Genomic DNA, 20,003 nt, shown 5'->3' with positions numbered 1-20,003 from the left:
TGGCGAAACCCGCAGGTGCAAGCCTCTTTCTCTCCGTCACTATGCGGGGAGAGACGGAAATGCGCCTCAATATTTCTCCGGCACATAAAGTTCTCGCGGCAGAACCTGGCGCTCGTATTCCGGGTTGAACACGCGCTCGGGCAGTGTGATCTCCTCGTGCGGCACATCTTCATACGGCATCTGCTTCAAAAGATGATCGATGCAGTTGAGCCGCGCGCGCTTCTTGTCGTTGCCCTCGACGATGAACCAGGGCGCTTCGGGAATGTTGGTGCGGGCGAAGGTTTCTTCCTTGGCCTTGGTGTATTGCTCCCAGCGCACACGCGACTGGAGATCCATGGGCGACAGCTTCCACTGCTTCATCGGATCGTGGATGCGCATCAGGAAGCGCATCTGCTGTTCCTCATCGGTGATCGAGAACCAGTATTTGACCACGGTGATGCCCGAGCGCACCAGCATGCGCTCGAACTCCGGCACGTCATGGAAGAACTCCTCGACCTGCTCGTGCGAAGCAAAGCCCATCACCCGTTCGACGCCGGACCGGTTGTACCAGGAGCGGTCGAACAGCACGATCTCGCCGCCCGCCGGCAGATGCGGGACATAACGCTGGAAATACCATTGCGACTTCTCGCGCTCGGTCGGCGCCGGCAATGCCACGACGCGGCAGATGCGCGGATTGAGCCGCTGGGTGATGCGCTTGATGACGCCACCCTTGCCAGCGGAGTCACGGCCCTCGAAAATCACCACCAGCTTCTTCTTGTGATAGGCGACCCAGGACTGGAGTTTGATCAATTCGGACTGCAGGGTGATCAGGTCGCGAAAATACTGCATGCGATCGATCGAAGGCGGATGCGAATTCTTGTAGATCTTGGCGATCTCCATCGACAGCGCCGGCTCCGACATTTCGAGTTCATAATCTTCGTCGAGCGTATCGGCGAGCTCGGCTTCGAGCCAGTCCTTGGCGGGAGAATTCTGTTTTAGCTCGGTCATGTCAGCTGCTCCGCTTGCAAACCCTGTCGGTTCCGGACGGTGTTCCCATTGCTGGCCCAGCGGCCTTGATGGAAACACCTGAGCCGACTTCAATATAGGCCGGCAGTGACGGTTTTATTGCAACTCAGGCGTGATTGCAGCCACTGCGGCTGACCGAAGGCGCGTGACGCCTAACCTTCGATGAACCGCCAGAGTTCGGGGTCGGGTTCGATCTGACCGCTGAGCACGAAATATTTGTAGAGCACGAGCAGGGAGATCGCCTGCTCGTCTCGCTCATTGGAAAATTTGCGGCAATAGGCGTTGGCTGCGGCGATGATGCGCTCCGCCGCCGCCGGGTGCGCTTCGAAATAGCGCACCTTTTCGCCGAGATCGGCGAAATCCGGATCGAGTGGCACATAGTGGACATTGGCTTCGAGTTGGCTCTCCGCGAACCATGTCTCGTAGGTCGGCGGCGGCATCAGGCAGAGCGAGTTCGAATTCATGATCCATTTGAGGTTGGTCGCCACGTCATTGCCCTCGAGCGAGACGATATAGCGGTAGCGCAGATGCTGGCTGATGCTGAGAAAGGGCTTGCTGTATTCGGCCGGAGCACTTCGCTTGTGCGAACCCACGTCGCAGAAAGGCAGGTCGCGCGCTGCGTCCAGAAACCGTGTCCTGATCGGATTGTTGAGATCGCCGCGCCAGATCACGACCGGCAGCTTGTCGGCAAAGGCGACCGCGTCGTCCGGCATGTAAAAGTGGCGGAACTTGTTGAACTTCAGGATGACCGCGTTGCTGTTGTCGGCGCGGATCGGCCGATCCTTGACGAGTGTCGGCACCTTCGGCACATGCCTGACGTCGCCAAACTCCAGGTCGAGGAGCAATGCCCGATCGAAATAACGGGCGAACTCCTTCAGGTCGTAATAGTACATGCTCGGCTCAAACGGCATCTTGTCGATGCGCACCGCATCCGGGCTTGGCATAAAGGTGCCCTGCAACTTATTGTAGTCATTCAACCGCCGGTGCACGGCCTCATCCGAGAGCCTGGCCTGCTCCAGGCGGGCCGCCAGCCGTCGTCGGAAGAGGACCTGGGGGGCGATATCGCGCATGACGTTTCGCGCATAGTAGAAAACCTTCTGCGTCGTTCGTTTTATGGTGGCCATCGTACCACGTTGATATCAGGACAAACGCGACCAAGACACCCGGCAGCCCGAGATAGTTCCCGCGCCATGCTCACACGCCATTGTGCCAGGCATTTCGCAACCCGGTGTCATCCAAACGCGAGACCAATGGCGCCGACGCCAAATGTCGCCGGCGACTAGCCCGTTATGTAACGCCAGACCTCGGCATCGGGCTTGATCTGGCCGCTGAGCACGAAATATTTGTAGAGCACCAGCAGCGAGATCGCCTGCTCCGTCTGTTCGTTGTCGAATATCCGGCAATAGGCGTTCGCGGCCGCGATGATGCGCTCGGCCTTCGCCGGGTGCCGTTCGAAATAGGCCACATGTTCGGCCAGGTTCGAGAAATCCGCTTCAAGCGGTACATAATGGACATTGGGCTCGAGCAGCCGCTCCGCGAACCACGTCTCATAGGTCGGCGGCGGCATCAGGCAGAGCGACCTCGAGTTCATGATCCATTTGAGATTGGTCGCCACGTCATTGCCTTCGAGCGAGACGATGTAGCGATAGCGCTGCTGCTGGCTGATGCTGAGAAAGGGCTTGGCGTATTCGGCCGGAGCGTTCGGCTTGTGCGAGCCGGCATCGCAGAACGACAGCGCGCACACAGCTTTCAGAAATCTTGTCCTGATCGGATTGTTGAGATCGCCGCGCCAGACCACCGCAGGCAGCTTGTCGGTAAACGAAATGGCGTCGGCCGGCATCTGGAAGTGACGAAACTTGTCGAGCTTCATTATGACCGCGTTCTTGTTATCATCACGGATCGGCCGGTCCTTCACGATCGACGGCACCTTCGGCACATTCCTGACGTCGCCGAACTCCAGGTCGATGAGCAATCCGGGATCGAAGTAGCGGGCAAATTCCTTCAGGTCGTAATAGTACATGGTCGGCGTGAAGGGCAGCTTGCCGACGCGCACGGCATTCGCGCTTGGCGTGAAACCATCCTGCAGCTTGTTGTAGTAGTTCAACCGCCGGCGCGCCGCCTCTTCGGAAAGCCTCGCCTTTTCCAGGCGAATGCCCAACCTGCGTCGGAACAATGCTTGCGGAACGACATCGCGCACAAAATTTCGCGCATAATAGAAGACCTTTGCCGACGTCCGCGCAATTGTGGCCATGGTTCACTTGATCAAACGGGCAGCTCTCAAGACGCTGGCGCCCTGGCGTTTCCTACATCATTGTGGCGCCCATCTGGCAAGGCCCCGGCATATCTTCGACGTCAGAACCCACGCGCTGTCGTTTCAGCTGTTGTGTTTGACGGCTAATGCTCCTAGGCAGGTTCAGAGCCGCAAGGCAGGTCAAAGGGAGCCGATATGGCGCGAGCACCGAACTACGATCAGGAACGCAAGGAGCGCGACCGGCAGAAAGCGGCCAAAAAGGCCGAGAAGCTGGCGGCCAAGGTTGCCGCGCGGGAGCGGTCGAAGCCCGAGGCCAAAGTCGAAGCCGACACAGGGGAATGACGGCAACAGGCCCGCGATTGCCGGCTCCGTCTTAACGCATGTCGCGCCGCGTCAGGCGGGCGCCTTGTCGCTGATGAATACATCCACTTCACGCGCCGCGGCGATGAAGGCGCGCCGGGCATTCATGGCCGGCTTGTCGCCGGCCAGTGCGTCGTGGCAGGCCTGAAGTGCCGCGCGATGCTTGGGACTGCGCTTGCCGGGCCAGCTGTTGAGGAGGTAATCGGAAGCCTCCCTCGCCGAACGCAAGAGCTGAGTGCTTCCTGCGGTGACGGACTTGACGGTCACCGGCGTTTCAAATCGGTTGTTTTCCATCGCCGCTCTTACGCCATCGGCGCCCATGAAGCGAGGCCGAAAGTGCACTCCGCGTCCGGACATCGCTTTTTGCCCGGCGAGTGCCCTGCCGGTCAGGCCGCTAAGCGGCGACGACTGCAAATCCCCTGGCGCGAAGACCGCGCCGATCGTTGGCAAGCGACGCCACCAGCCGGTCGCGGCTGCCGATGATGTGGGCTGAAAGCCGGCGCGCCGCTTCATCGGCGTCGCCAAGCCGTGTTGCCGCCAGAATGGCGCGATGTTCGGCCCAGGCGCGGCCAAGGGCTGCTTCGTCGCGCACCTCCAGCCAGCGAGCACGCGACAGGCGCGTCATGGCATCGCGCACCGCCCTGAACAGGAATTCGTTGCCCGACAGCCGCGCCAGCTCGATGTGAAAATCCATGCCGACACGGTGCCATTCCTCGCGCGGCGTGTTTTCGTCGCAGGAATCGAGCATCGCCTCGATGACGTCGAGGGCGCTCCTTTCGTCGTGCGCGCATGTCAGCCTCAGGGCCGCGACCTCGACCGCTTCGCGATAGACCGCGATCTGCTCAAGCTCGGCCAGGTTGATGGGCGAGACCGTCCAGCCGCGCCCGTCCCTGCCGACAAGACCCTCGGTCTCCAGCCGCAGCAGTGCTGCCCTGACCGGCGTGCGCGAGGCGCCGAAGCGGCCTTCGACCCATCGCTCGGTCAATTTCTCGCCGGGACCGATCTCGAGCCCCAGGATCATTTCGCGCAACTGTCGTTCGACATTCTGCATTTGCGACATCGCGCTGCCCTTTTCTGAAGCCGCATTGACAGCGGCCGGGTTGGCGTTCATGACGGATACCGGGTTGGTATCCCAAAATGGTATCCGCAACAAGTGCTGATACCGAACAGGCAGGTCATGACACAGGAAGACGCTCAACAAAGCGGTTACAGCATCCACTGGCGGCGCAATCTTGCCGTCTGTTTCGCGGGCTCGTTCAGCACGCTCATCGCCATGACTCTGCTTTTGCCCTTCCTGCCGCTTTACGTCGAACAGCTCGGCGCACAGGGCCATGCGGCGATCGTGCAGTGGTCCGGCATCGCCTATGGCGCCACCTTTTTCGCCGCCGCCCTTGTCGCGCCGTTGTGGGGCCGGCTGGGCGACCGCTATGGCCGCAAGGTGATGCTGGTGCGCGCCAGCTTCGGCATGGCGATCTGCATGTCATTGACGGGCATGGTCGAGACGGTCTGGCAATTGGTGTTGCTGCGCCTGCTGATCGGCTTTGCTGGCGGCTATTCCTCCGGTTCGACCATTCTGGTGGCCATGCAGACACCCAAGGACCGCTCCGGCTGGGCGCTGGGCGTCCTGTCGGCCGGGATCACGGCAGGCTCGCTGGTCGGCCCCCTGCTCGGAGGCGCGTTGCCGCCGGTGATCGGCATTCGCGCCACCTTCCTGTTGTCCGGCGGCGTTATCTTCCTTGCCTTCCTGGCGACGACCTTCCTGATCAAGGAGAACCCGCGCCCGAAGCCCGCCAAGTCGGCGTCGGGCACAAAGCCGAAAAGCGGCTGGTCGCAGATCCCGGACAAACGCCCGGTGGTGGCCATGCTGGCGACCGGCATGCTGCTTGCCTTCGCCAACATGTCGATCGAGCCGATCATCACTGTCTATGTCCAGCAGCTCATCGAGGATCAGAGCCGCGTCACGATGGTCGCCGGCGTGGTGATGTCGGCGGCGGCCCTTGGGACGATCCTGTCCGCGTCGTGGCTTGGCAAGCTTGCCGACCGTGTCGGCCATTGGAATGTCGTCGTGGGAGCGTTGGCCGTCTCGGCCCTGCTGCTCATTCCGCAGGCCTTCGTCACCGATGGCTGGCAATTGATCGGTCTGCGTTTCCTGATGGGCCTGGCGCTCGGCGGCCTGCTGCCCTGCATCACCAGCGTCATTCGCCACAACATCCCCGATGGCGTGGGCGGCAACGTGCTTGGCCTGGCGATTTCGGCACAATATGTCGGGCAGGTCGCGGGGCCGCTGTCCGGTGGCTTCGTGGGCGGTCACTTCGGCATGCGGGCGGTGTTTCTCGGAACATCGGTGCTGATGGCCGGCGGTGCCGTCTACAACTGGATTGTCCAGTCGCGGCGGACACGGCATATGGTGCTGGAGGCGGGCGAGCCCTGAGACGGGTCTGGCCCGCCGCAAGAAGGAGCCTCGACATGACCTTCGCCGATCCGAACGGCAGCCGTATGCTTGTGTTTGCCGGCGGTCTCGTCGGCGCGGCGGGCGTGGCGCTGTCGGCAGCGGCCGCGCATCGCGGCGGCGCCTTCACCGGCACGGCCGCGTCATTCCTTTTGATGCACGCGCCGGTGTTCCTGGCCATCGGCCTCATCGGCGCGAATCGCTTTCTGCGGATCGCCAGCTTCGCCCTGCTTGCCGGGCTCCTGCTTTTCGCCGGCGATCTCCTCGCCCGCGATTTCCTCGGATCGAGACTGTTTCCGATGTCGGCGCCGATCGGCGGCACACTGCTCATCGCAGGCTGGCTGGGGATAGCAATTTCTGCCCTGACGCGCCCACGTCCTTAGGGAACCAGGAAAGGCTCAGTCCCGACGACGTTCGTGGCGGGCCACCACCTCGCGACTGCGCGTTGCGGGCTTTGTCCGGCGTTGCGCCTCCGGCCGTTCCGCGGCCGGCGCGATGCCCCAATAGTCGCGGTAGATGTCTTCGAACAGATGCTTGATGGGATGCATAGCTTTTTTCCCTTTGAATTGAATTGAATCGATCCAATCAATGGGCGCAGAAAGCTGAGCCGATCAGCTCCGCCTCCGCTCCACCAGGAAGCGAAGGTCGCGAATCCATAGGCCGGTTCTACCCCGGCGCCTGGATTGTGGCCGGTCGATCCGATGCTTCAATCGTTGCGATAGACGTCTTCGAACAGGTAGCCGATGGGAGCCATAACGCTCCACTCAAAGCCATCAAACAGAAGCGAATCCGCTTTGATTGGATCGATTCAAACATAAACTTGCAATCCTTGCTGAGTCAAGGGGAAATTTGAATCGATCCAACGAAAGTACTGGCTGCAAATCCGGAACGTGCTAAATGCATGTCAGGAGGCACGCACAATGGCGTCACTCACCGCAGGCAACCGAAGACCCGTCCGGCTGGCCGACATCGCCAAAGCGGCCGGCGTTTCGCACGGCACCGCATCCAATGTTTTCAGCCGCCCCGAGATCGTGCGCGAAGAAGTCCGCGAACGGGTTCGGGCAGCAGCCGAAGCGATGGGCTACGGCGGGCCTGATCCAAAGGGTCGGCTGCTGCGGGCCGGCAAGGTAAACGCCATTGGCGTGGCCACCGCCGAGCCCCTCTCCTACTTCTTCGACGATCCCTTTGCGCGCGTCATGATGGCGGGCATCTCGCAGGCTTGCGATGCGACCGGAGCCGGCATCTCCCTGGTCTCGGCTGCCAACAACGAACAGCTTGCATGGAACATCCAGAGCGCCTTGGTCGACGGCTTTATCGTCTTCTGCATCGAAGGCGGTTCGCGCCTGGTGGAATTGGCGCGTGAGCGCAAACTGCCCTTTGTGGCGCTCGACCTGGATTCCGAGGATGGGTCCGTCGCGGCGATCGGTGTCGACAACATCGCCGGCGCCAGCATGGCGGCGCGCCATCTCACCGATCTCGGACATCGCCGCTTCGCGGTTCTGGCGCTGCCTTTCGCTGACGGCAGAACAGGTCTTGTTTCACCCGAGCAGGTTCGAGCCGCGACTTATGCGGGGACGCGCGACCGGCTCACCGGCTATCTCCAGGAGCTTTCCCGCGTTGGCGTCGACGCGTCCAAAGTGCCCGTCTACGAGACCAGCAACGATGCGGCGAGCACGAAGGCGGGGCTCGAAACCATCTTCGCTTCCGACCACCCGCCGACAGCCATCCTGGCGATGTCGGACAGGATAGCCTTGGTGACGCTCGAATGGCTGAGCGCGCGCGGGCTCAACGTCCCCGACGATGTTTCCGTCGTTGGGTTCGATGGTGTTCCGGAAGCATCGGTGTCCGAGCCGCCCTTGACCACCATCGCCCAGCCGATTGCCGAGATGGGCCGCCTTGCCGTCAGGGCGATCCTGGAGAGCGACGGGCCGGTCAGCCGGCAGCAACTGCCGGTCGAACTGATCGTGCGAGGCTCGTCGGCTCCGCCGCGCGGCTGAACCGCATTCCCCTCAGCGATTGGCCCTTGCCACGGCGAAGATACCGAAAGGCGCACGCACCGGCGTGACATCCTTTTGCGTCACGCGAGCCTTGCCGGAGCCGCCGATGGTCGACAGCCATTCGAGATAGAAGGCGAGCGCGAACTGCATGGCGATGCCGGCTGATAGCAACAGGCTGTCATAGGCAAGCCCGCCCGGATTGACCAGTTTCATCACCTGCGCGACCATGGCGATCACCGTGCCGGCGATGAAGACCGGCAGCGAGCGTTTGCCCAATATCGCCAACGGATGGTCAGGGCTGGTGCGGAACAGGTTGGAGAGCGCTGGCAAGACGACGATCAGATAGCTGACCGCCAGGATGTGCACCAGCCGCGGCAGCGACAGGAAGGTCTTGTCGAAGCCGCCGATCACCACGGGCAGGTTGAACCACGTTATCTGCCCCCAGAGCGGACTGTGCACCCATACCAGTGCCGCCAGCACATAGGCGGCGGCAGCGCCGACCAGCCAGCGGTTGACCGGAATGACACCGCCGCGCCTGACATGCAGCATGGCGGCCACGCCGATGTTGAACAGGAACTGCCAGGACAGAGGGTTCAGGAACCAGAAGCCGGGCTCGGGATAGTTGGGCGGGGCGATCTGCCAGATGCCGGCGACGAGCCACAGCGCACCGGACACGGCAAGTGCCACGGCGGGCCTGTAGCTGATGAACAGGACGAAGGCCGGTGCCATCAAAAGCAGCGCGGCATAGACCGGCAGGATGTTGTTGTAGCCGAGCTGGTGGCCAAGCGTGACGATGCCGACCAGCACTTCCGGCGTGTTCTTCATCAGCGGCTCGATATTGATCATCTTCAGCAGTTCCGGCCGCCCGGCAAGCACCGCCACGGCGCAGAACAGGGCCATCACCATCATCGTCGTGACGATGTGGGCGCTATAGAGCACGCCAGCCCGCCGCCACATCTTCAATGTCGCGAGAAGCCGGCCGCCCGGCCGGAACTTCGTGCCATAGGCGAGCGCGACCGAGATGCCCGAAATCAGCACGAATCCCTCGGCCGCGTCCGAGAAGCCGAAATTCTTGTAGGTCAGGGTCTCGAAAGCCGTCCCTGGCACATGATCGATGAAAATGGTGAGCAGCGCCAGCGCGCGCAGTACATCGATACGCGTGTCGCGTTCGGGCGAAACAGGGGTAGTCATCGACAAAAGGCCTCAAAGCTGGTTGTTCATGTCCAGCAATGCGACCCCCGGCGCACCGCTTCGATTCCTCCCATCGGGAGTATATCGGCGCTGAAACGGGCTGGAATGCGCCTGGTTCAATCAACTTTCGCGGAGCATGAAAATATTGCGTTTTGAAGCCGGCAAATTGAGCGAGACGTCATATAATCAAGAGGATGCGGGATGACTGGCAACAGCGTCGAAAACAGTCCGCTGCGGATGGATATGGCCTTTCCCTATCGTCTCCTGGGGGACGGCGGGGACGGCCGTGAATGCCTTTTCCTGCTGCATGGATCGGGGGTCGACGAGACCACCCTGGTGCCGCTGGCAAGACGGATCGCGCCCGGCGCCGTGCTGGTCGCGGCACGTGGCCGTATCCCCCAGGAGGACGGTTTTCGCTGGTTCGAGCGGATAACCCCGACGCGTTTTGAACAGAAGAGTATCCTTGCGGAGACGGCTGCCTTCGCGGCATTCGCAAGCCAGGCCGCCAAGCGCCATGGGCTCGACCTCGATCGCGCGACCTTCCTTGGCTACTCGAATGGCGCCAACCTGATTTCCAGCCTGATGCTGCTCCATCCCGGTATCGTGCGCAGGGCGGCGCTGCTGAGGCCAATGCCCGTGCTCGACCAAACGCCGGCGACGGACCTGAAGGGAACCCGCGCACTGATCATCGCCGGGGCCGTCGACGAAACCTACGGACCCTTCGCGCCGGCGCTGGTGACGCTGCTCAGCCGGCACGGTAGCGAGATCGAGGCCCGGATCATCCCATCGGGCCACGAAATCGGTGATCCCGACGCCGCGATCGTCAGGCAATGGCTGGCGGGGCCGGCTGCCGTGGCGCACGTAGCTGAAAGGTGACGCTATTTACCCCGAATTATCCCCGAAAGTGGCCTGGGGCTTCCTTTCTCCACAGCGGCGACATATCTCTGTTACAGACTGTCTATCGAGATACTGTTCACTGAGGGGGAGGTCTGCATGGCCGACAAGAACAGCATCACTCTGCTCGACGACACTTCGCAATTGCCGGTCATCGCAGCCAATCCAGCCGAAATCGCCAAGATCGAGGACAGCATCGACGTGCGCGATCGCGCCGCGATTTCGGTCTTTGGAGACCGCGCCCAGCAATCCGTCAGCGACTATGCCGACAGGATCCTGTCGCAGATCCGCAACCGCGATCTCGGCGACACCGGCGACCTCCTGACCGACATCATCATGAAGGCCAAGAACCTCGATCCGGCCTCGCTGAAAGACCAGGGTTTCCTCAGCAATCTGTTTTCGTCGTTCAAGGCGCGGCTGGAGCGCTTCAAGGAAAAATACGAGGATGTTGCGGGACAGATCGACCGCATCGGCCTGGAACTCGACCGCCACAAGGACACGCTGCGGCGCGACATTGCAGTGCTCGACGACCTGCACGAGCAGACGAAGGACTCCATCCTCAAGCTCGACGCCTATGTGCAGGCCGGCAAAAAATTCGTCGACGACTACCGCGCCAACGAACTGCCCAAGCTGAAGGCGGCGGCCGACGCCAAGGGCAGCGACGCGGGCGGCACATTGGAGGCGCAAGGCTATCAGGACGCGGTGCAAGCGCTCGACCGGCTGGAAAAGCGGGTTTTCTACCTCGTCCAGGCGCGCCAGCTCGGCATTCAGCAGCTGCCGCAGATCCGCATCGTCCAGTCCGGTGATGAGACGCTGATCGAGAATCTGCAGGCGACTTCGGCGCTGACCGTGCCCGCCTGGAAGCAGAAAATGGTCATCCTGCTTGGCCTGACCAACCAGAAATCGGCGCTCGAGCTGCAGAAGACGGTGACGGACGCCACCAACGAGATGATCCGCCAGACATCGAAGATGATGAAGGATCAGGCGATCTCGATCGAGGAGCAGGCGCAGCGCGGCATCGTCGACGTCGAAACGCTGGCGCAGGCCAACCGCGATCTCATCGACACCGTGCAAGGCGTGCTCAAGGTCCAGCAGGAGGGCCGGCAAAAACGGGCCGACGCCGAGAAGCAGATGGACCAGATGACCGCCGATCTCAAGAAAGCGCTCACCCAGGGCTGACGGAGGCTTGATGCCGAAGACGCTGACGTCGGTTCTCGTCCTTGCGGTCTCCCTGCTGCTGGCCGCCTGCAATTCCAGCAATGTGAAATTCTCGATCGTCTCCGGCTCCGAAAACACGGTGCTGGAGCCGATCGTGCAGGAGTTCTGCGCCAAGCAGGGTGCGACCTGCACCATCTCCTACCAGGGGTCGCTCGACATCGGGCTCGGCCTGCAAAAGCCTGATGGCCTAGAGCAGGATGCGGTGTGGCCGGCATCGAGCGTCTGGGTCGACCTGTTCGATTCCGGCCGCAAGGTGCGCAACCTGACCTCGATCGCGCAGATGCCGGTCATTTTGGGCGTGCGCAAATCGAGGGCCGCCGAACTCGGTTGGGTCGGCAAGCAAGTGTTCATGAAGGACATCCTCGCCGCGGTGAAGGATGGCAAGCTGAAATTCCTGATGACCTCGGCCACGCAGTCGAATTCGGGCGCCAGCGCCTATCTCGCCATGCTGTCCAGCGCGCTTGGCGGCAAGCAGGTGATCGAGCCCGGCGATCTCGACAATCCGGCCGTGCACGACACGGTCAGCGGCCTGCTGCAGGGCGTCGAGAGGTCTTCCGGATCGTCCGGCTGGCTCGCCGACCTCTATGTCGAGTCCGCGCGTCAGGGCACGCTCTATGACGCGATGTGGAACTACGAAGCGACGCTCAAGGAGGCCAACAATAAGTTAAAGCAGATGGGCGACGAGCCGCTCTATGCGATCTATCCGGCCGACGGGGTCGCCGTCGGCGATTCGCCGCTCGGCTTCATCGACCATGGCCACGGCCCGGATGTCGAAAAATTCTTCACCGATCTGCTCGCCTATCTGCAGTCGGACGCGGTGCGCAAACGCATCGCCGACACCGGCCGGCGGCTGCCGCTTGGCGGCTCGGCGATCCAGGCCGCGGCTGAACCGGACTGGAATTTCGATCCGGGCAAGCTGGTGACCTCGATCCGCATGCCGGAGCCGGCGGTGATCCGTAAGGCGCTGGATCTTTACCAGCAGGCCTTGCGCAAGCCGTCGCTGACGGCGCTCTGTTTCGACTTCTCCGGCTCGATGGAGAACGAAGGCGAGAAGCAGCTCCAAGCGGCCGCACAGTTCCTGTTCACACCGGAGAAGGCGAGCGAGGTCCTGGCGCAATGGACGCCCGCGGACCGCATCTTCGTGCTGCCCTTCGACGGCACGGTGCGCACCGTTTTCGAGGCGAGCGGCGACCCGGCCGGGCAGAGCCAGTTGCTCGGCGATGTCGCGGAGCAGCATGCCGGCGGCGGCACGGACATGTATGCCTGTGCCGAACAGGCGCTGCAGAAGATCACCGCAACCGCCGAGCTTGCGAAATACCTACCGGCGATCGTCATCATGACCGACGGCCGCACCGATGGCAGCGCCGACCGCTTCCTCGAGCAATGGCATCAGGCGCCGGTGCGCGTGCCGGTGTTCGGCATCACTTTCGGCGACGCCGACAAGAGCCAGCTCGACAGCCTCGCCAAGGCGACATCGGCGCGCGTTTTCAATGGCAGCGGAGATCTGGCAGGCGCCTTCCGCGCCGCTCGCGGCTACAATTAAGGCAGGACATGCGCGGCTTTGGCAATGATTGGAACTGGATTGTGGCGGGCCTGGTTTCCGCCGCGCTGCTGATCGGTCTGAGCGCCCTCACCCAGTTCCCGTTCCTGGTCTCGGCGGTGATCTCAGCGCTGGTCTTCGCCGGGCTGGTGTTCGTGCTGGCGCCGCGTCAGCTGTTCGAAGGGCTCGATCTCAGCTCGATCAGCGGCAGCCGCGTTGCGTTTGCCCGCGAACTCCTGGCGCAGGCGCAGCCGGCTGCGGACCGGCTCACGGCAGCTGCCGGTTCGATCGCCGACAAGGACATGAAGGCCAAGGTGAAGAACCTGTCCGATATTGCCGCCGACGTGATTTCCAAGGTCGAACAAAAACCGGAGACCGCGCCTTCGGTGCGGCGCTTCCTTACCTATTATGTGCCGCAAGCGGCGGAGGTGGCGGAGGGCTACGCGACGCTGGCGAACCGGCGGGCGCCAAGCCAGGCGCGGCTTGCGAATGTCGGTGCTGTCATCGCCAAGCTGCAGGACGCCTTCGTCCATTATTCCGACAGCCTCGCCGACAGTGAGCTCGGTACGCTCGACGTTGACCTGCGACTCATTCAGGAGTCGCTCAAAGAGGATATCGGTCGCTGATGGCCATTTCACGCCGCGCTTTCGGACTGGGACTGCTGGGTGCCGCCGCGGCCGGCACCGGCGGCTATCTGACGCTGAAAGACCGGCCGGAATTTCGCGGCTATCTCGGCAACCGGGCACATCTGTTCGGCTTCATCGGCGGCGAGAAGCAGGCCTTCCTCGCCGATCCGGATGTCGTCCATGCGCTCGGCGGATATGGGCTGGAGCTCGACGCGCGCGTCGCCGGCTCGGTCGAGATGGTCCGCGAACAGGTATTGTTGTCGCAGAAGCCGCAGTTCCTGTGGCCGTCCTCGTCGATCATGGTCGATCTGGCGCGCAAAAGCGGCGTGGCGATCCGCAACGACCAGGTCGTGCTCAATTCACCGATCGTCGTCTACACCTGGGGACCGGTGGTCGAGGGGCTGAAAAAGAGCGGGCTGGTCACCGTCGCCGCCAAGGGCGGTTATAACCAGCTCGACCTCAAGGCGCTGCTCGAGGCCATCCTTGCCGGCAAGAACTGGTCGGATCTGGGCATCGCCGAGCTCTACGGCCGGACCCGGATTGTCTCCACCGATCCGAACCGTTCGAATTCGGGCTTCATGTTCGCCGGTCTGGTGCTGAGCCTGATGAGCGGCGACGTGGCGACGCAGGAACTGCTTGCCCAGCATGGCGACAAGGCCAAGGCGATCTTCCGTAGCATGGGGTTGAAATCCTCATCGTCGGGAAAACTGTTCGACCAGTACATTGCCGGCGGTCTTGGTGCCGAGCCGATGGTGGTGGGTTATGAGAACCAGCTGGTGGAATGGGCGCTTGCCGACCCGGCCCGCTGGCAACGCGTGCAGGCCGGCGCCGGCGCCAAGCCTGAAATCCTCTACCCGCGCCCGACGGTCTATTCGGCGCACCCGCTGATCACCATAGACCCGACCGTCGACAGGTTGCTGGAAGCACTGACCAGTCCGAAGCTGCAGGAGCTCGCCTGGTCGAAGCACGGTTTCCGTGGGCCGCTCGGCACGGTCGCGGCCGGCAGCGACACCATTGCCGGTGTGCGACCGGCGGAAATCGAGGCAGTGCTGCCCATGCCTTCGGCCGATGTGATGCTGGCGCTGCTGTCGCAGCTGGACGGATAGAGTCTACCGCCCCATCCTGTTCCAGGCGTCGAGGCCGGCGATCTTGTAGGCCTCCGCCAGCGTCGGATAGTTGAAGGTGTTGTTGACGAAGAAGTCGACGGTGCCGCCGAGATTGATGACGGCCTGGCCGATATGGATCAGCTCGGTTGCGCCCTCGCCCACAATATGCGCGCCGAGCAGGCGGCGCGTCTCGATCGAGAACAGGAGCTTCAGGAAGCCGGTATCGACGCCCATTATGTGGCCGCGCGACGTCTCGCGGAAGCGCGCGACACCAACCTCATAGGCACCGCCGCTCTGGCGCACCTGCTCCTCGGAATGGCCGACCGTGGAGATCTCCGGCACCGCATAGATCCCATACGGAAAGGTTTCCGGCGGCGGTGGCAACGTCACGCCGAAAGCATGGCAGGCCGCCACCCTACCCTGCTCCATCGATGTCGAGGCAAGACTCGGAAAGCCGATGACATCGCCGGCGGCGTAGATGTTCGGCACACTGGTCTGGAAAGTCTGCGGATCGACCTTGATGCGGCCCCTGGAGTCGGCCTCGATGCCGACCACGTCGAGACCCAGGCTGCCGACATTCCCGGTGCGGCCGGCGGCGTAGAGCACGACCTCCGAACGAATGGTGCGGCCGTCGGCCAATTCCACCTCGGCGGCTTCGGGCCTGGAACGGATTTCCTTCACCGCGCTGCCCAGCCGGATCGTCATGCCGCGATCGCGCATCTGGTGGATGAAATCGTCGACGATCTCGCGGTCGACGAAATCGAGGATGGAGTTGCGCGGCTCGACCAGTGTCACCGGTACATCGAGCGCGGAAAAGATCGTGGCATATTCGACGCCGATGACGCCGGCGCCAATCACGGTCAGCGTGCGGGGGAGGCGGTGGAGCTCCAGCATCTCGTCGCTGTCGAAGACACGGGTCTTGTCGAAAGGCACGTCGCTCGGCCGGTGCGGCCGGGTGCCGACCGCGATCAGCGCATTGGCGAAACCGACTTCGCTGTAATCGCCATTGTCCGATGTCAGGCTGACCTTGTTGGGGCCGAGGAACTTCACCGCCGCACGCGCGCTCTTGACCGCGTTGCGCATGAACTGGTGCTGCAGCACCTCGACCTCGTGGTCGAGCGTCTTGTGCAGGCGCTCGATCAGGTCGCCGACCGAGATGTCCTGCTTGACCCGGTAGCCGCGCCCGTAAAAGCCGCGCTCGCGCCAGCCTGACAGGTTAAGGACCGTTTCGCGCAGCGTTTTCGAGGGGATTGTGCCGGTGTGCACGGAGACGCCGCCCAGGCGCCGGCCACGGTCGACCACCAGCACCGATTTGCCGAGCTTGGCCGCTTGCACCGCCGCGCGGCGGCCGGAAGGGCCGCTGCCAATGACCAGCATGTCGTAGTCCATATCGCCCCGTCCCTCGCCTCTTTCCCAGAGTGCTTTTGTTGCGCCGCAACAAGCTAATGCCATCCGCGTGCCAAATTCAACCGGTTCGGATTATGCTCGTCGCGGTTCGAGCCTTGCGCCCCGGTGATAGTCCTGGCCTTGATTCCGATACAGAACTTCACCATCTCATCATCGAGTGGCCCGCACCCTATGTCGGGCCTCGTTACGAGGAAATGACATGAACGCGCGCGTTCTCGACGGCGAAATCATCAATACCCGGCTCGACGATGTCAGGGCCTATGAAGGCGTGCGCACGAGGCGCGTGCTGGCCTTCGTGCTCGACTACGTCATTGTCGCATTGCTCACCATTCCCTTCGCCATACTGGTGTTCTTCCTCGGACTTTTGACCCTCGGGCTTGGCTGGATGCTGTTCGGCATCCTGGTGCCGGCCGTCGCCATCCTTTATATCTGGAACACGCTGGGCAGCGCCGACCAAGCCACCACGGGCATGAAGATGATGGGCATTCGCCTCGACCGACTCGACGGCAGGCCGATCGATGGCCTCACCGCGGTCGTCCACTCCGTGCTGTTCTGGGCCGGCAACGTCATCCTGTCGCCGCTGGTCCTGCTGGTGACCCTGGTCGCTGATCGTAAGCGCACGCTACATGACCTTCTGCTCGGCACGGTGGTCAGCCGCACCGGCCGTTAAAGGCATTTTTCGGAAGCGCTCCCGTCGCGTCAGCGCAAATGTGAAGGCGTCCGCTTGCCCGCGCCTTCACAATCCTGTTGAATTTTTCGCTTTCCGCGCCAAAGGTAGAGCGACTCGAAGGAGTGTTTCCAAGGCTCGATGACGCAGCATCCGACCCAGTCGCCGCAGTTCTTCCTGACCGCGCCGTCGCCGTGCCCCTATCTCGACGGCCAGTTCGAGCGCAAGGTGTTCACGCATCTGGTCGGCGACAAGGCCTCCGAAATGAACGACCTCCTGACGCAAGGTGGCTTCAGGCGTTCGCAGAACATCGCCTACAGGCCGGCTTGCGAGACCTGCCGCGCCTGCGTTTCGGTGCGCATCCTCGCCCAGGAATTCGTTGCCAGCCGCAACATGAAGCGCGTGCTGCAGCACAATTCCGATCTCGTCGGCGCGGTGCACGATGCCGAGCCCTCGACCGAACAATATTCGCTGTTCCGCAGTTATCTCGACGCCCGCCATCGCCGCGGCGGCATGTCCGACATGACGGTGCTCGACTACGCCATGATGGTCGAGGACACCCATGTCGACACCAAGGTGATCGAATACCGGCGGCGCGGACCCGATACCTTCATCACCGGCAAGGGTCAGGGCGAACTCATCGCGGTGGCGCTCACGGACAAGATGGCCGACGGGCTGTCGATGGTCTATTCCTACTTCAATCCCGATTTCGAGGAGCGTTCGCTCGGCACGTTCATGATCCTCGACCACATTGCCCGCGCCAAGGCGATGGGCCTGCCCCATGTCTACCTCGGCTACTGGGTCAATGGCTCGCGCAAGATGAATTATAAGATGCGCTTCATGCCGCAGGAGCATCTCGGCCCGAAAGGCTGGGAACGCTACACCAACGAAGCGGTTTCACGCTGAGTTTTTCCACGATCCACGCTTAAACTGTTTCAACGCGGTGCTGGTCTTTCAGCCGGTTGGCTGGAGAGAGTGCGCCATTGCACCGGCCAGCCACCAGCCTGTATTTCATTGCGAAAGTTCCTGCATGTCCTCTCCCTACGATCACCAGAAAGGTCTTTTGATAACCGCCATCGGCGGCCTGACACTGACTGTCGACATACCATTGATCCGCCTCGCCGACGGTGGCGCATGGACGATCATGCTGCTGCGCACCGGCACCACATTCGTCGCGGCTATGATCATCTGGTCGGTCTGGCGCTCCCTGAGCCGGAACGCCCCGCCGCTCATCCCCGGCTGGTCGGGGCTGATCGTGGCAATATGCTATGGGCTGACCAGCGTTACCTTCATCACTGCCGTGTACCACACATCAACCGCCGACCTGGTGTTCATCCTGGCCTTCAACACGGTCTTCGCGGCGCTGCTGTCGTGGATATTCCTCGGGGAAACACCGCGGCTGGCGACGATCATTGCCATGGCTGTCATGATCCTCGGCGTGCTGGTCATCGTCGGCGGCTCGATCGGCACCGGTCACCTCTTCGGCGATTTCATGGCGCTTTGCTCGGCTTTCTTCGTCGCGGTGGCCATCACCATCTCGCGCGCCAGCGGCAAGGACATGGGTTTCACCTCACTCGTCGGCGTCCTTCTGCCGCTTGGGCTGGCAGCCTTCATGGTCACCGGCGAAGGCTTTCATGTGAATGCGCCATGGTGGATCATCTTCAACGGCGCCGTCATCATGCCGATCTCGTTCTTCTGCCTCGCGGCCGGGCCGAAATACATTTCAGGACCGGAAGTGGCGATGTTCTACCTGCTCGAAACCGTGCTGGCGCCAGTCTGGGTGTGGATGATTTTTGCCGAGACGCCGACCCGCAACAGCCTGATCGGCGGCGGAATCCTGACCGTCACGCTGGTCGCGCATTCGCTCTGGCAGCTGCATGACGGCCGCAAGCGCCGCGTAGACTTCGCTGTGCACCATCCGGTCTAGGAGAACCGGGCCAGTATAAGGGTATCTGGCTTTGGGTCAGGCGCTGGCCTTCTTGGCCGCGCCAGCTTCCGGCAAGATCTCGATCTGTGGACCGGCCTCGATCTCGGCCGCCGAGTCGGCGGCCATCTCGTCGGAAAGTTCCACCTCGCGCAGCCACTCGCGCCAGATCGCGACCAGCAGCGCCATCAGCACCGGGCCGATGAAGAGACCCAGGAAGCCCATGGTCTTGACGCCGCCGATCAGGCCAAAAAAGGTCGGCAGGAAGGGTAGTTTTATCGGTCCACCGACGAGCTTCGGACGCAACGTCTTGTCGACGATAAACAGCTCGACCGTGCCCCATATGAACAGCGCCAGGCCGGCCATCGGCGAGCCGCTGGCGGCGAGGTAGATCGACACCAGGGTGAAGGACAGCGGGGCCCCGCCGGGGATCAGCGCCATGACGCCGGTCAAGGCGCCGAGCGTGACCGGCGACGGTACGCCAGCCAGCCAGTAGGCGATGCCCAGCACCAGCCCCTCACCGATGGCGATGACGGTCATGCCGGTCACGGTCGACGAGATGGTCGCGGGCACGACGCGCGAAATCCGCTCCCAGCGTGTCGGCAAGATACGCTCGCCCAGACGGTCGACCTGGCCAGCAAAATGCTCGCCGTCGCGGTAGGCGAAGAACAGCGCGATCATCATGAACAGCAGCGTCAAAAGCAGCCCGAAGGCACTGCCGCCGGCGGCGAGCGCGCCGCGATAGATGCTGCCGATATTGGCGCCGCTGACCAGTTGGATCAGTTCGCCGATGCCGCCGGGATGGCCCAAATTGGTGGTCCACTGCTCGTTCAGCCATTCGCCCACGACAGGCATGGTGGCGATCCAGTGCGGCGTCACGGCCCCATGGCGGTTGGTTTCGATGGCCCAGCCGACCCATTCGCGCACCTCGTTGATGGCATAGGTGCCGGCAAGGGCGATCGGTATGACCAGGAAGGCGAGGATGAACAGGATGGCAAAGGTGGCGGCTATGGTGCGGTTGCCGCCAACGCCGGCCAGCAGGCGTCGGTAGAGCGGCCAACTTGCGAAAGCGATGACCAGCGCCGCCAGAACTGGGAACAGGAAGCCGTGGAAGAAATAGACGCCGGCGGCGACGATCAGCACCAGCAGCCAGCGTGCCGCCGACAGCGGCGGAATGACAGCTGACCGCAGCGGCGTCGACAGGCCGAACAGGCGCTGCTGCCGTTCCGGTTTCTGGATTCTCGCTTCCTTCAAATGCCCTGCTCTCCCCGGCCCATCCGGTCAGTTATGCACTGATATAGTGCAGCAATCGTGACGATACTCCAAAATGATTGGAAATCGCCCCGTCGGGGCGGAGATGGCCGGCAG

21 protein-coding genes are annotated in these 20,003 nt (G+C 62.6%); 12 read left to right on the top strand and 9 right to left on the bottom strand.

Annotation, left to right across the window (positions count from 1 at the left end):
• Positions 1 to 66 precede the first annotated feature (66 nt).
• From ppk2 to FJW03_RS06200, 3 genes are all read right to left on the bottom strand, one after another.
• Positions 67 to 987, bottom strand: a complete 921-nt coding sequence (gene ppk2 / locus FJW03_RS06210; RefSeq protein WP_140609980.1) for a polyphosphate kinase 2 — start codon at positions 985 to 987, stop codon at positions 67 to 69.
• A gap of 170 nt (positions 988 to 1,157) precedes the next feature.
• Complete coding sequence (locus tag FJW03_RS06205) at positions 1,158 to 2,129, bottom strand: glycosyl transferase family 90 (protein ID WP_140609979.1); 972 nt, start codon at positions 2,127 to 2,129, stop codon at positions 1,158 to 1,160.
• A gap of 155 nt (positions 2,130 to 2,284) precedes the next feature.
• On the bottom strand, positions 2,285 to 3,256 hold the full coding sequence (locus tag FJW03_RS06200) for a glycosyl transferase family 90 (protein WP_140762849.1): 972 nt from the start codon (positions 3,254 to 3,256) through the stop codon (positions 2,285 to 2,287).
• Positions 3,257 to 3,451: 195 nt separating this feature from the next.
• Between FJW03_RS06200 and FJW03_RS06195 the strand changes: the two genes are divergently transcribed.
• Complete coding sequence (locus FJW03_RS06195; RefSeq protein WP_140609977.1) at positions 3,452 to 3,598, top strand: hypothetical protein; 147 nt, start codon at positions 3,452 to 3,454, stop codon at positions 3,596 to 3,598.
• 51 nt (positions 3,599 to 3,649) lie between these two features.
• Here FJW03_RS06195 and FJW03_RS06190 read toward each other — a convergent pair whose 3' ends face one another.
• Positions 3,650 to 3,910, bottom strand: coding sequence for a DUF982 domain-containing protein (locus FJW03_RS06190; RefSeq protein ID WP_140610007.1), 261 nt, complete (start codon positions 3,908 to 3,910; stop codon positions 3,650 to 3,652).
• Positions 3,911 to 4,010: 100 nt separating this feature from the next.
• On the bottom strand, positions 4,011 to 4,676 hold the full coding sequence (locus tag FJW03_RS06185) for a GntR family transcriptional regulator (protein ID WP_140610006.1): 666 nt from the start codon (positions 4,674 to 4,676) through the stop codon (positions 4,011 to 4,013).
• A gap of 117 nt (positions 4,677 to 4,793) precedes the next feature.
• Here FJW03_RS06185 and FJW03_RS06180 point away from each other — a divergent pair, with 117 nt between their 5' ends.
• Positions 4,794 to 6,047, top strand: coding sequence for a multidrug efflux MFS transporter (locus FJW03_RS06180; RefSeq protein WP_140762852.1), 1,254 nt, complete (start codon positions 4,794 to 4,796; stop codon positions 6,045 to 6,047).
• A gap of 35 nt (positions 6,048 to 6,082) precedes the next feature.
• Positions 6,083 to 6,448: a DUF423 domain-containing protein gene (locus FJW03_RS06175; protein ID WP_140692706.1), complete on the top strand. Its 366-nt coding sequence runs from the start codon at positions 6,083 to 6,085 to the stop codon at positions 6,446 to 6,448.
• A gap of 15 nt (positions 6,449 to 6,463) precedes the next feature.
• Here the strand turns inward: FJW03_RS06175 and FJW03_RS06170 are convergent, their stop codons facing one another.
• The gene (locus FJW03_RS06170) at positions 6,464 to 6,613 is read right to left on the bottom strand and encodes a hypothetical protein (RefSeq protein ID WP_181173224.1); all 150 of its coding nucleotides are present in this window, start codon (positions 6,611 to 6,613) and stop codon (positions 6,464 to 6,466) included.
• A gap of 372 nt (positions 6,614 to 6,985) precedes the next feature.
• On the opposite strand from FJW03_RS06170, the gene FJW03_RS06165 reads away from it, so the two are divergent.
• Positions 6,986 to 8,062 (top strand): substrate-binding domain-containing protein, encoded by a 1,077-nt coding sequence (locus FJW03_RS06165; RefSeq protein WP_140609974.1) that lies wholly within the window; start codon positions 6,986 to 6,988, stop codon positions 8,060 to 8,062.
• A 12-nt stretch (positions 8,063 to 8,074) separates the two neighbouring features.
• On the opposite strand, the gene FJW03_RS06160 is transcribed toward FJW03_RS06165, so the two are convergent.
• Positions 8,075 to 9,253, bottom strand: coding sequence for an OpgC family protein (locus tag FJW03_RS06160; protein ID WP_140762854.1), 1,179 nt, complete (start codon positions 9,251 to 9,253; stop codon positions 8,075 to 8,077).
• Positions 9,254 to 9,454: 201 nt separating this feature from the next.
• Here FJW03_RS06160 and FJW03_RS06155 point away from each other — a divergent pair, with 201 nt between their 5' ends.
• The 5 genes from FJW03_RS06155 to FJW03_RS06135 all read left to right on the top strand — a co-directional run bounded on the left by FJW03_RS06155 (position 9,455) and on the right by FJW03_RS06135 (position 14,637).
• On the top strand, positions 9,455 to 10,129 hold the full coding sequence (locus FJW03_RS06155; protein WP_140762857.1) for an alpha/beta hydrolase: 675 nt from the start codon (positions 9,455 to 9,457) through the stop codon (positions 10,127 to 10,129).
• A gap of 117 nt (positions 10,130 to 10,246) precedes the next feature.
• A complete protein-coding gene (locus tag FJW03_RS06150; RefSeq protein WP_140762860.1) occupies positions 10,247 to 11,326 on the top strand; it encodes a toxic anion resistance protein in 1,080 nt (359 codons plus the stop codon).
• Between the two features lie 10 nt (positions 11,327 to 11,336).
• Positions 11,337 to 12,908 carry a substrate-binding domain-containing protein gene (locus FJW03_RS06145; protein ID WP_140762862.1) on the top strand — a complete coding sequence of 524 codons (1,572 nt, stop codon included), beginning with the start codon at positions 11,337 to 11,339 and terminating at the stop codon, positions 12,906 to 12,908.
• Between the two features lie 8 nt (positions 12,909 to 12,916).
• On the top strand, positions 12,917 to 13,531 hold the full coding sequence (locus FJW03_RS06140; RefSeq protein ID WP_140609969.1) for a 5-bromo-4-chloroindolyl phosphate hydrolysis family protein: 615 nt from the start codon (positions 12,917 to 12,919) through the stop codon (positions 13,529 to 13,531).
• Positions 13,531 to 14,637 (top strand): substrate-binding domain-containing protein, encoded by a 1,107-nt coding sequence (locus FJW03_RS06135; protein WP_140609968.1) that lies wholly within the window; start codon positions 13,531 to 13,533, stop codon positions 14,635 to 14,637. Before FJW03_RS06140 ends, FJW03_RS06135 begins: the two co-directional genes overlap by 1 nt.
• A gap of 3 nt (positions 14,638 to 14,640) precedes the next feature.
• On the opposite strand, the gene sthA is transcribed toward FJW03_RS06135, so the two are convergent.
• Positions 14,641 to 16,026, bottom strand: a complete 1,386-nt coding sequence (sthA, locus tag FJW03_RS06130; RefSeq protein WP_140609967.1) for a Si-specific NAD(P)(+) transhydrogenase — start codon at positions 16,024 to 16,026, stop codon at positions 14,641 to 14,643.
• A 217-nt stretch (positions 16,027 to 16,243) separates the two neighbouring features.
• On the opposite strand from sthA, the gene FJW03_RS06125 reads away from it, so the two are divergent.
• From FJW03_RS06125 to FJW03_RS06115, 3 genes are all read left to right on the top strand, one after another.
• Positions 16,244 to 16,714, top strand: a complete 471-nt coding sequence (locus FJW03_RS06125) for an RDD family protein (protein ID WP_140609966.1) — start codon at positions 16,244 to 16,246, stop codon at positions 16,712 to 16,714.
• Positions 16,715 to 16,852: 138 nt separating this feature from the next.
• Positions 16,853 to 17,617 (top strand): arginyltransferase, encoded by a 765-nt coding sequence (locus FJW03_RS06120; protein ID WP_140762864.1) that lies wholly within the window; start codon positions 16,853 to 16,855, stop codon positions 17,615 to 17,617.
• 124 nt (positions 17,618 to 17,741) lie between these two features.
• Positions 17,742 to 18,638: a DMT family transporter gene (locus FJW03_RS06115; protein ID WP_140609964.1), complete on the top strand. Its 897-nt coding sequence runs from the start codon at positions 17,742 to 17,744 to the stop codon at positions 18,636 to 18,638.
• A gap of 36 nt (positions 18,639 to 18,674) precedes the next feature.
• On the opposite strand, the gene FJW03_RS06110 is transcribed toward FJW03_RS06115, so the two are convergent.
• Positions 18,675 to 19,889 carry an AI-2E family transporter gene (locus FJW03_RS06110; protein WP_140609963.1) on the bottom strand — a complete coding sequence of 405 codons (1,215 nt, stop codon included), beginning with the start codon at positions 19,887 to 19,889 and terminating at the stop codon, positions 18,675 to 18,677.
• Between the last annotated feature and the right edge of the window lie 114 nt (positions 19,890 to 20,003).

Origin of the sequence: Mesorhizobium sp. B4-1-4 (assembly GCF_006439395.2) — a bacterium.
GTDB lineage: Bacteria > Pseudomonadota > Alphaproteobacteria > Rhizobiales > Rhizobiaceae > Mesorhizobium.
Note: the sequence above shows the minus strand (reverse complement) of the source record. Positions and strands in the feature narration are given on the sequence as shown.

Coding starts and splice junctions, on each gene's coding strand:
- ppk2 (WP_140609980.1), bottom strand. CDS start 987: ATGACCGAGCTAAAACAGAATTCTCCCGCCAAGGACTGGCTCGAAGCC.
- FJW03_RS06205 (WP_140609979.1), bottom strand. CDS start 2,129: ATGGCCACCATAAAACGAACGACGCAGAAGGTTTTCTACTATGCGCGA.
- FJW03_RS06200 (WP_140762849.1), bottom strand. CDS start 3,256: ATGGCCACAATTGCGCGGACGTCGGCAAAGGTCTTCTATTATGCGCGA.
- FJW03_RS06195 (WP_140609977.1), top strand. CDS start 3,452: ATGGCGCGAGCACCGAACTACGATCAGGAACGCAAGGAGCGCGACCGG.
- FJW03_RS06190 (WP_140610007.1), bottom strand. CDS start 3,910: ATGGAAAACAACCGATTTGAAACGCCGGTGACCGTCAAGTCCGTCACC.
- FJW03_RS06185 (WP_140610006.1), bottom strand. CDS start 4,676: ATGTCGCAAATGCAGAATGTCGAACGACAGTTGCGCGAAATGATCCTG.
- FJW03_RS06180 (WP_140762852.1), top strand. CDS start 4,794: ATGACACAGGAAGACGCTCAACAAAGCGGTTACAGCATCCACTGGCGG.
- FJW03_RS06175 (WP_140692706.1), top strand. CDS start 6,083: ATGACCTTCGCCGATCCGAACGGCAGCCGTATGCTTGTGTTTGCCGGC.
- FJW03_RS06170 (WP_181173224.1), bottom strand. CDS start 6,613: ATGCATCCCATCAAGCATCTGTTCGAAGACATCTACCGCGACTATTGG.
- FJW03_RS06165 (WP_140609974.1), top strand. CDS start 6,986: ATGGCGTCACTCACCGCAGGCAACCGAAGACCCGTCCGGCTGGCCGAC.
- FJW03_RS06160 (WP_140762854.1), bottom strand. CDS start 9,253: ATGACTACCCCTGTTTCGCCCGAACGCGACACGCGTATCGATGTACTG.
- FJW03_RS06155 (WP_140762857.1), top strand. CDS start 9,455: ATGACTGGCAACAGCGTCGAAAACAGTCCGCTGCGGATGGATATGGCC.
- FJW03_RS06150 (WP_140762860.1), top strand. CDS start 10,247: ATGGCCGACAAGAACAGCATCACTCTGCTCGACGACACTTCGCAATTG.
- FJW03_RS06145 (WP_140762862.1), top strand. CDS start 11,337: ATGCCGAAGACGCTGACGTCGGTTCTCGTCCTTGCGGTCTCCCTGCTG.
- FJW03_RS06140 (WP_140609969.1), top strand. CDS start 12,917: ATGCGCGGCTTTGGCAATGATTGGAACTGGATTGTGGCGGGCCTGGTT.
- FJW03_RS06135 (WP_140609968.1), top strand. CDS start 13,531: ATGGCCATTTCACGCCGCGCTTTCGGACTGGGACTGCTGGGTGCCGCC.
- sthA (WP_140609967.1), bottom strand. CDS start 16,026: ATGGACTACGACATGCTGGTCATTGGCAGCGGCCCTTCCGGCCGCCGC.
- FJW03_RS06125 (WP_140609966.1), top strand. CDS start 16,244: ATGAACGCGCGCGTTCTCGACGGCGAAATCATCAATACCCGGCTCGAC.
- FJW03_RS06120 (WP_140762864.1), top strand. CDS start 16,853: ATGACGCAGCATCCGACCCAGTCGCCGCAGTTCTTCCTGACCGCGCCG.
- FJW03_RS06115 (WP_140609964.1), top strand. CDS start 17,742: ATGTCCTCTCCCTACGATCACCAGAAAGGTCTTTTGATAACCGCCATC.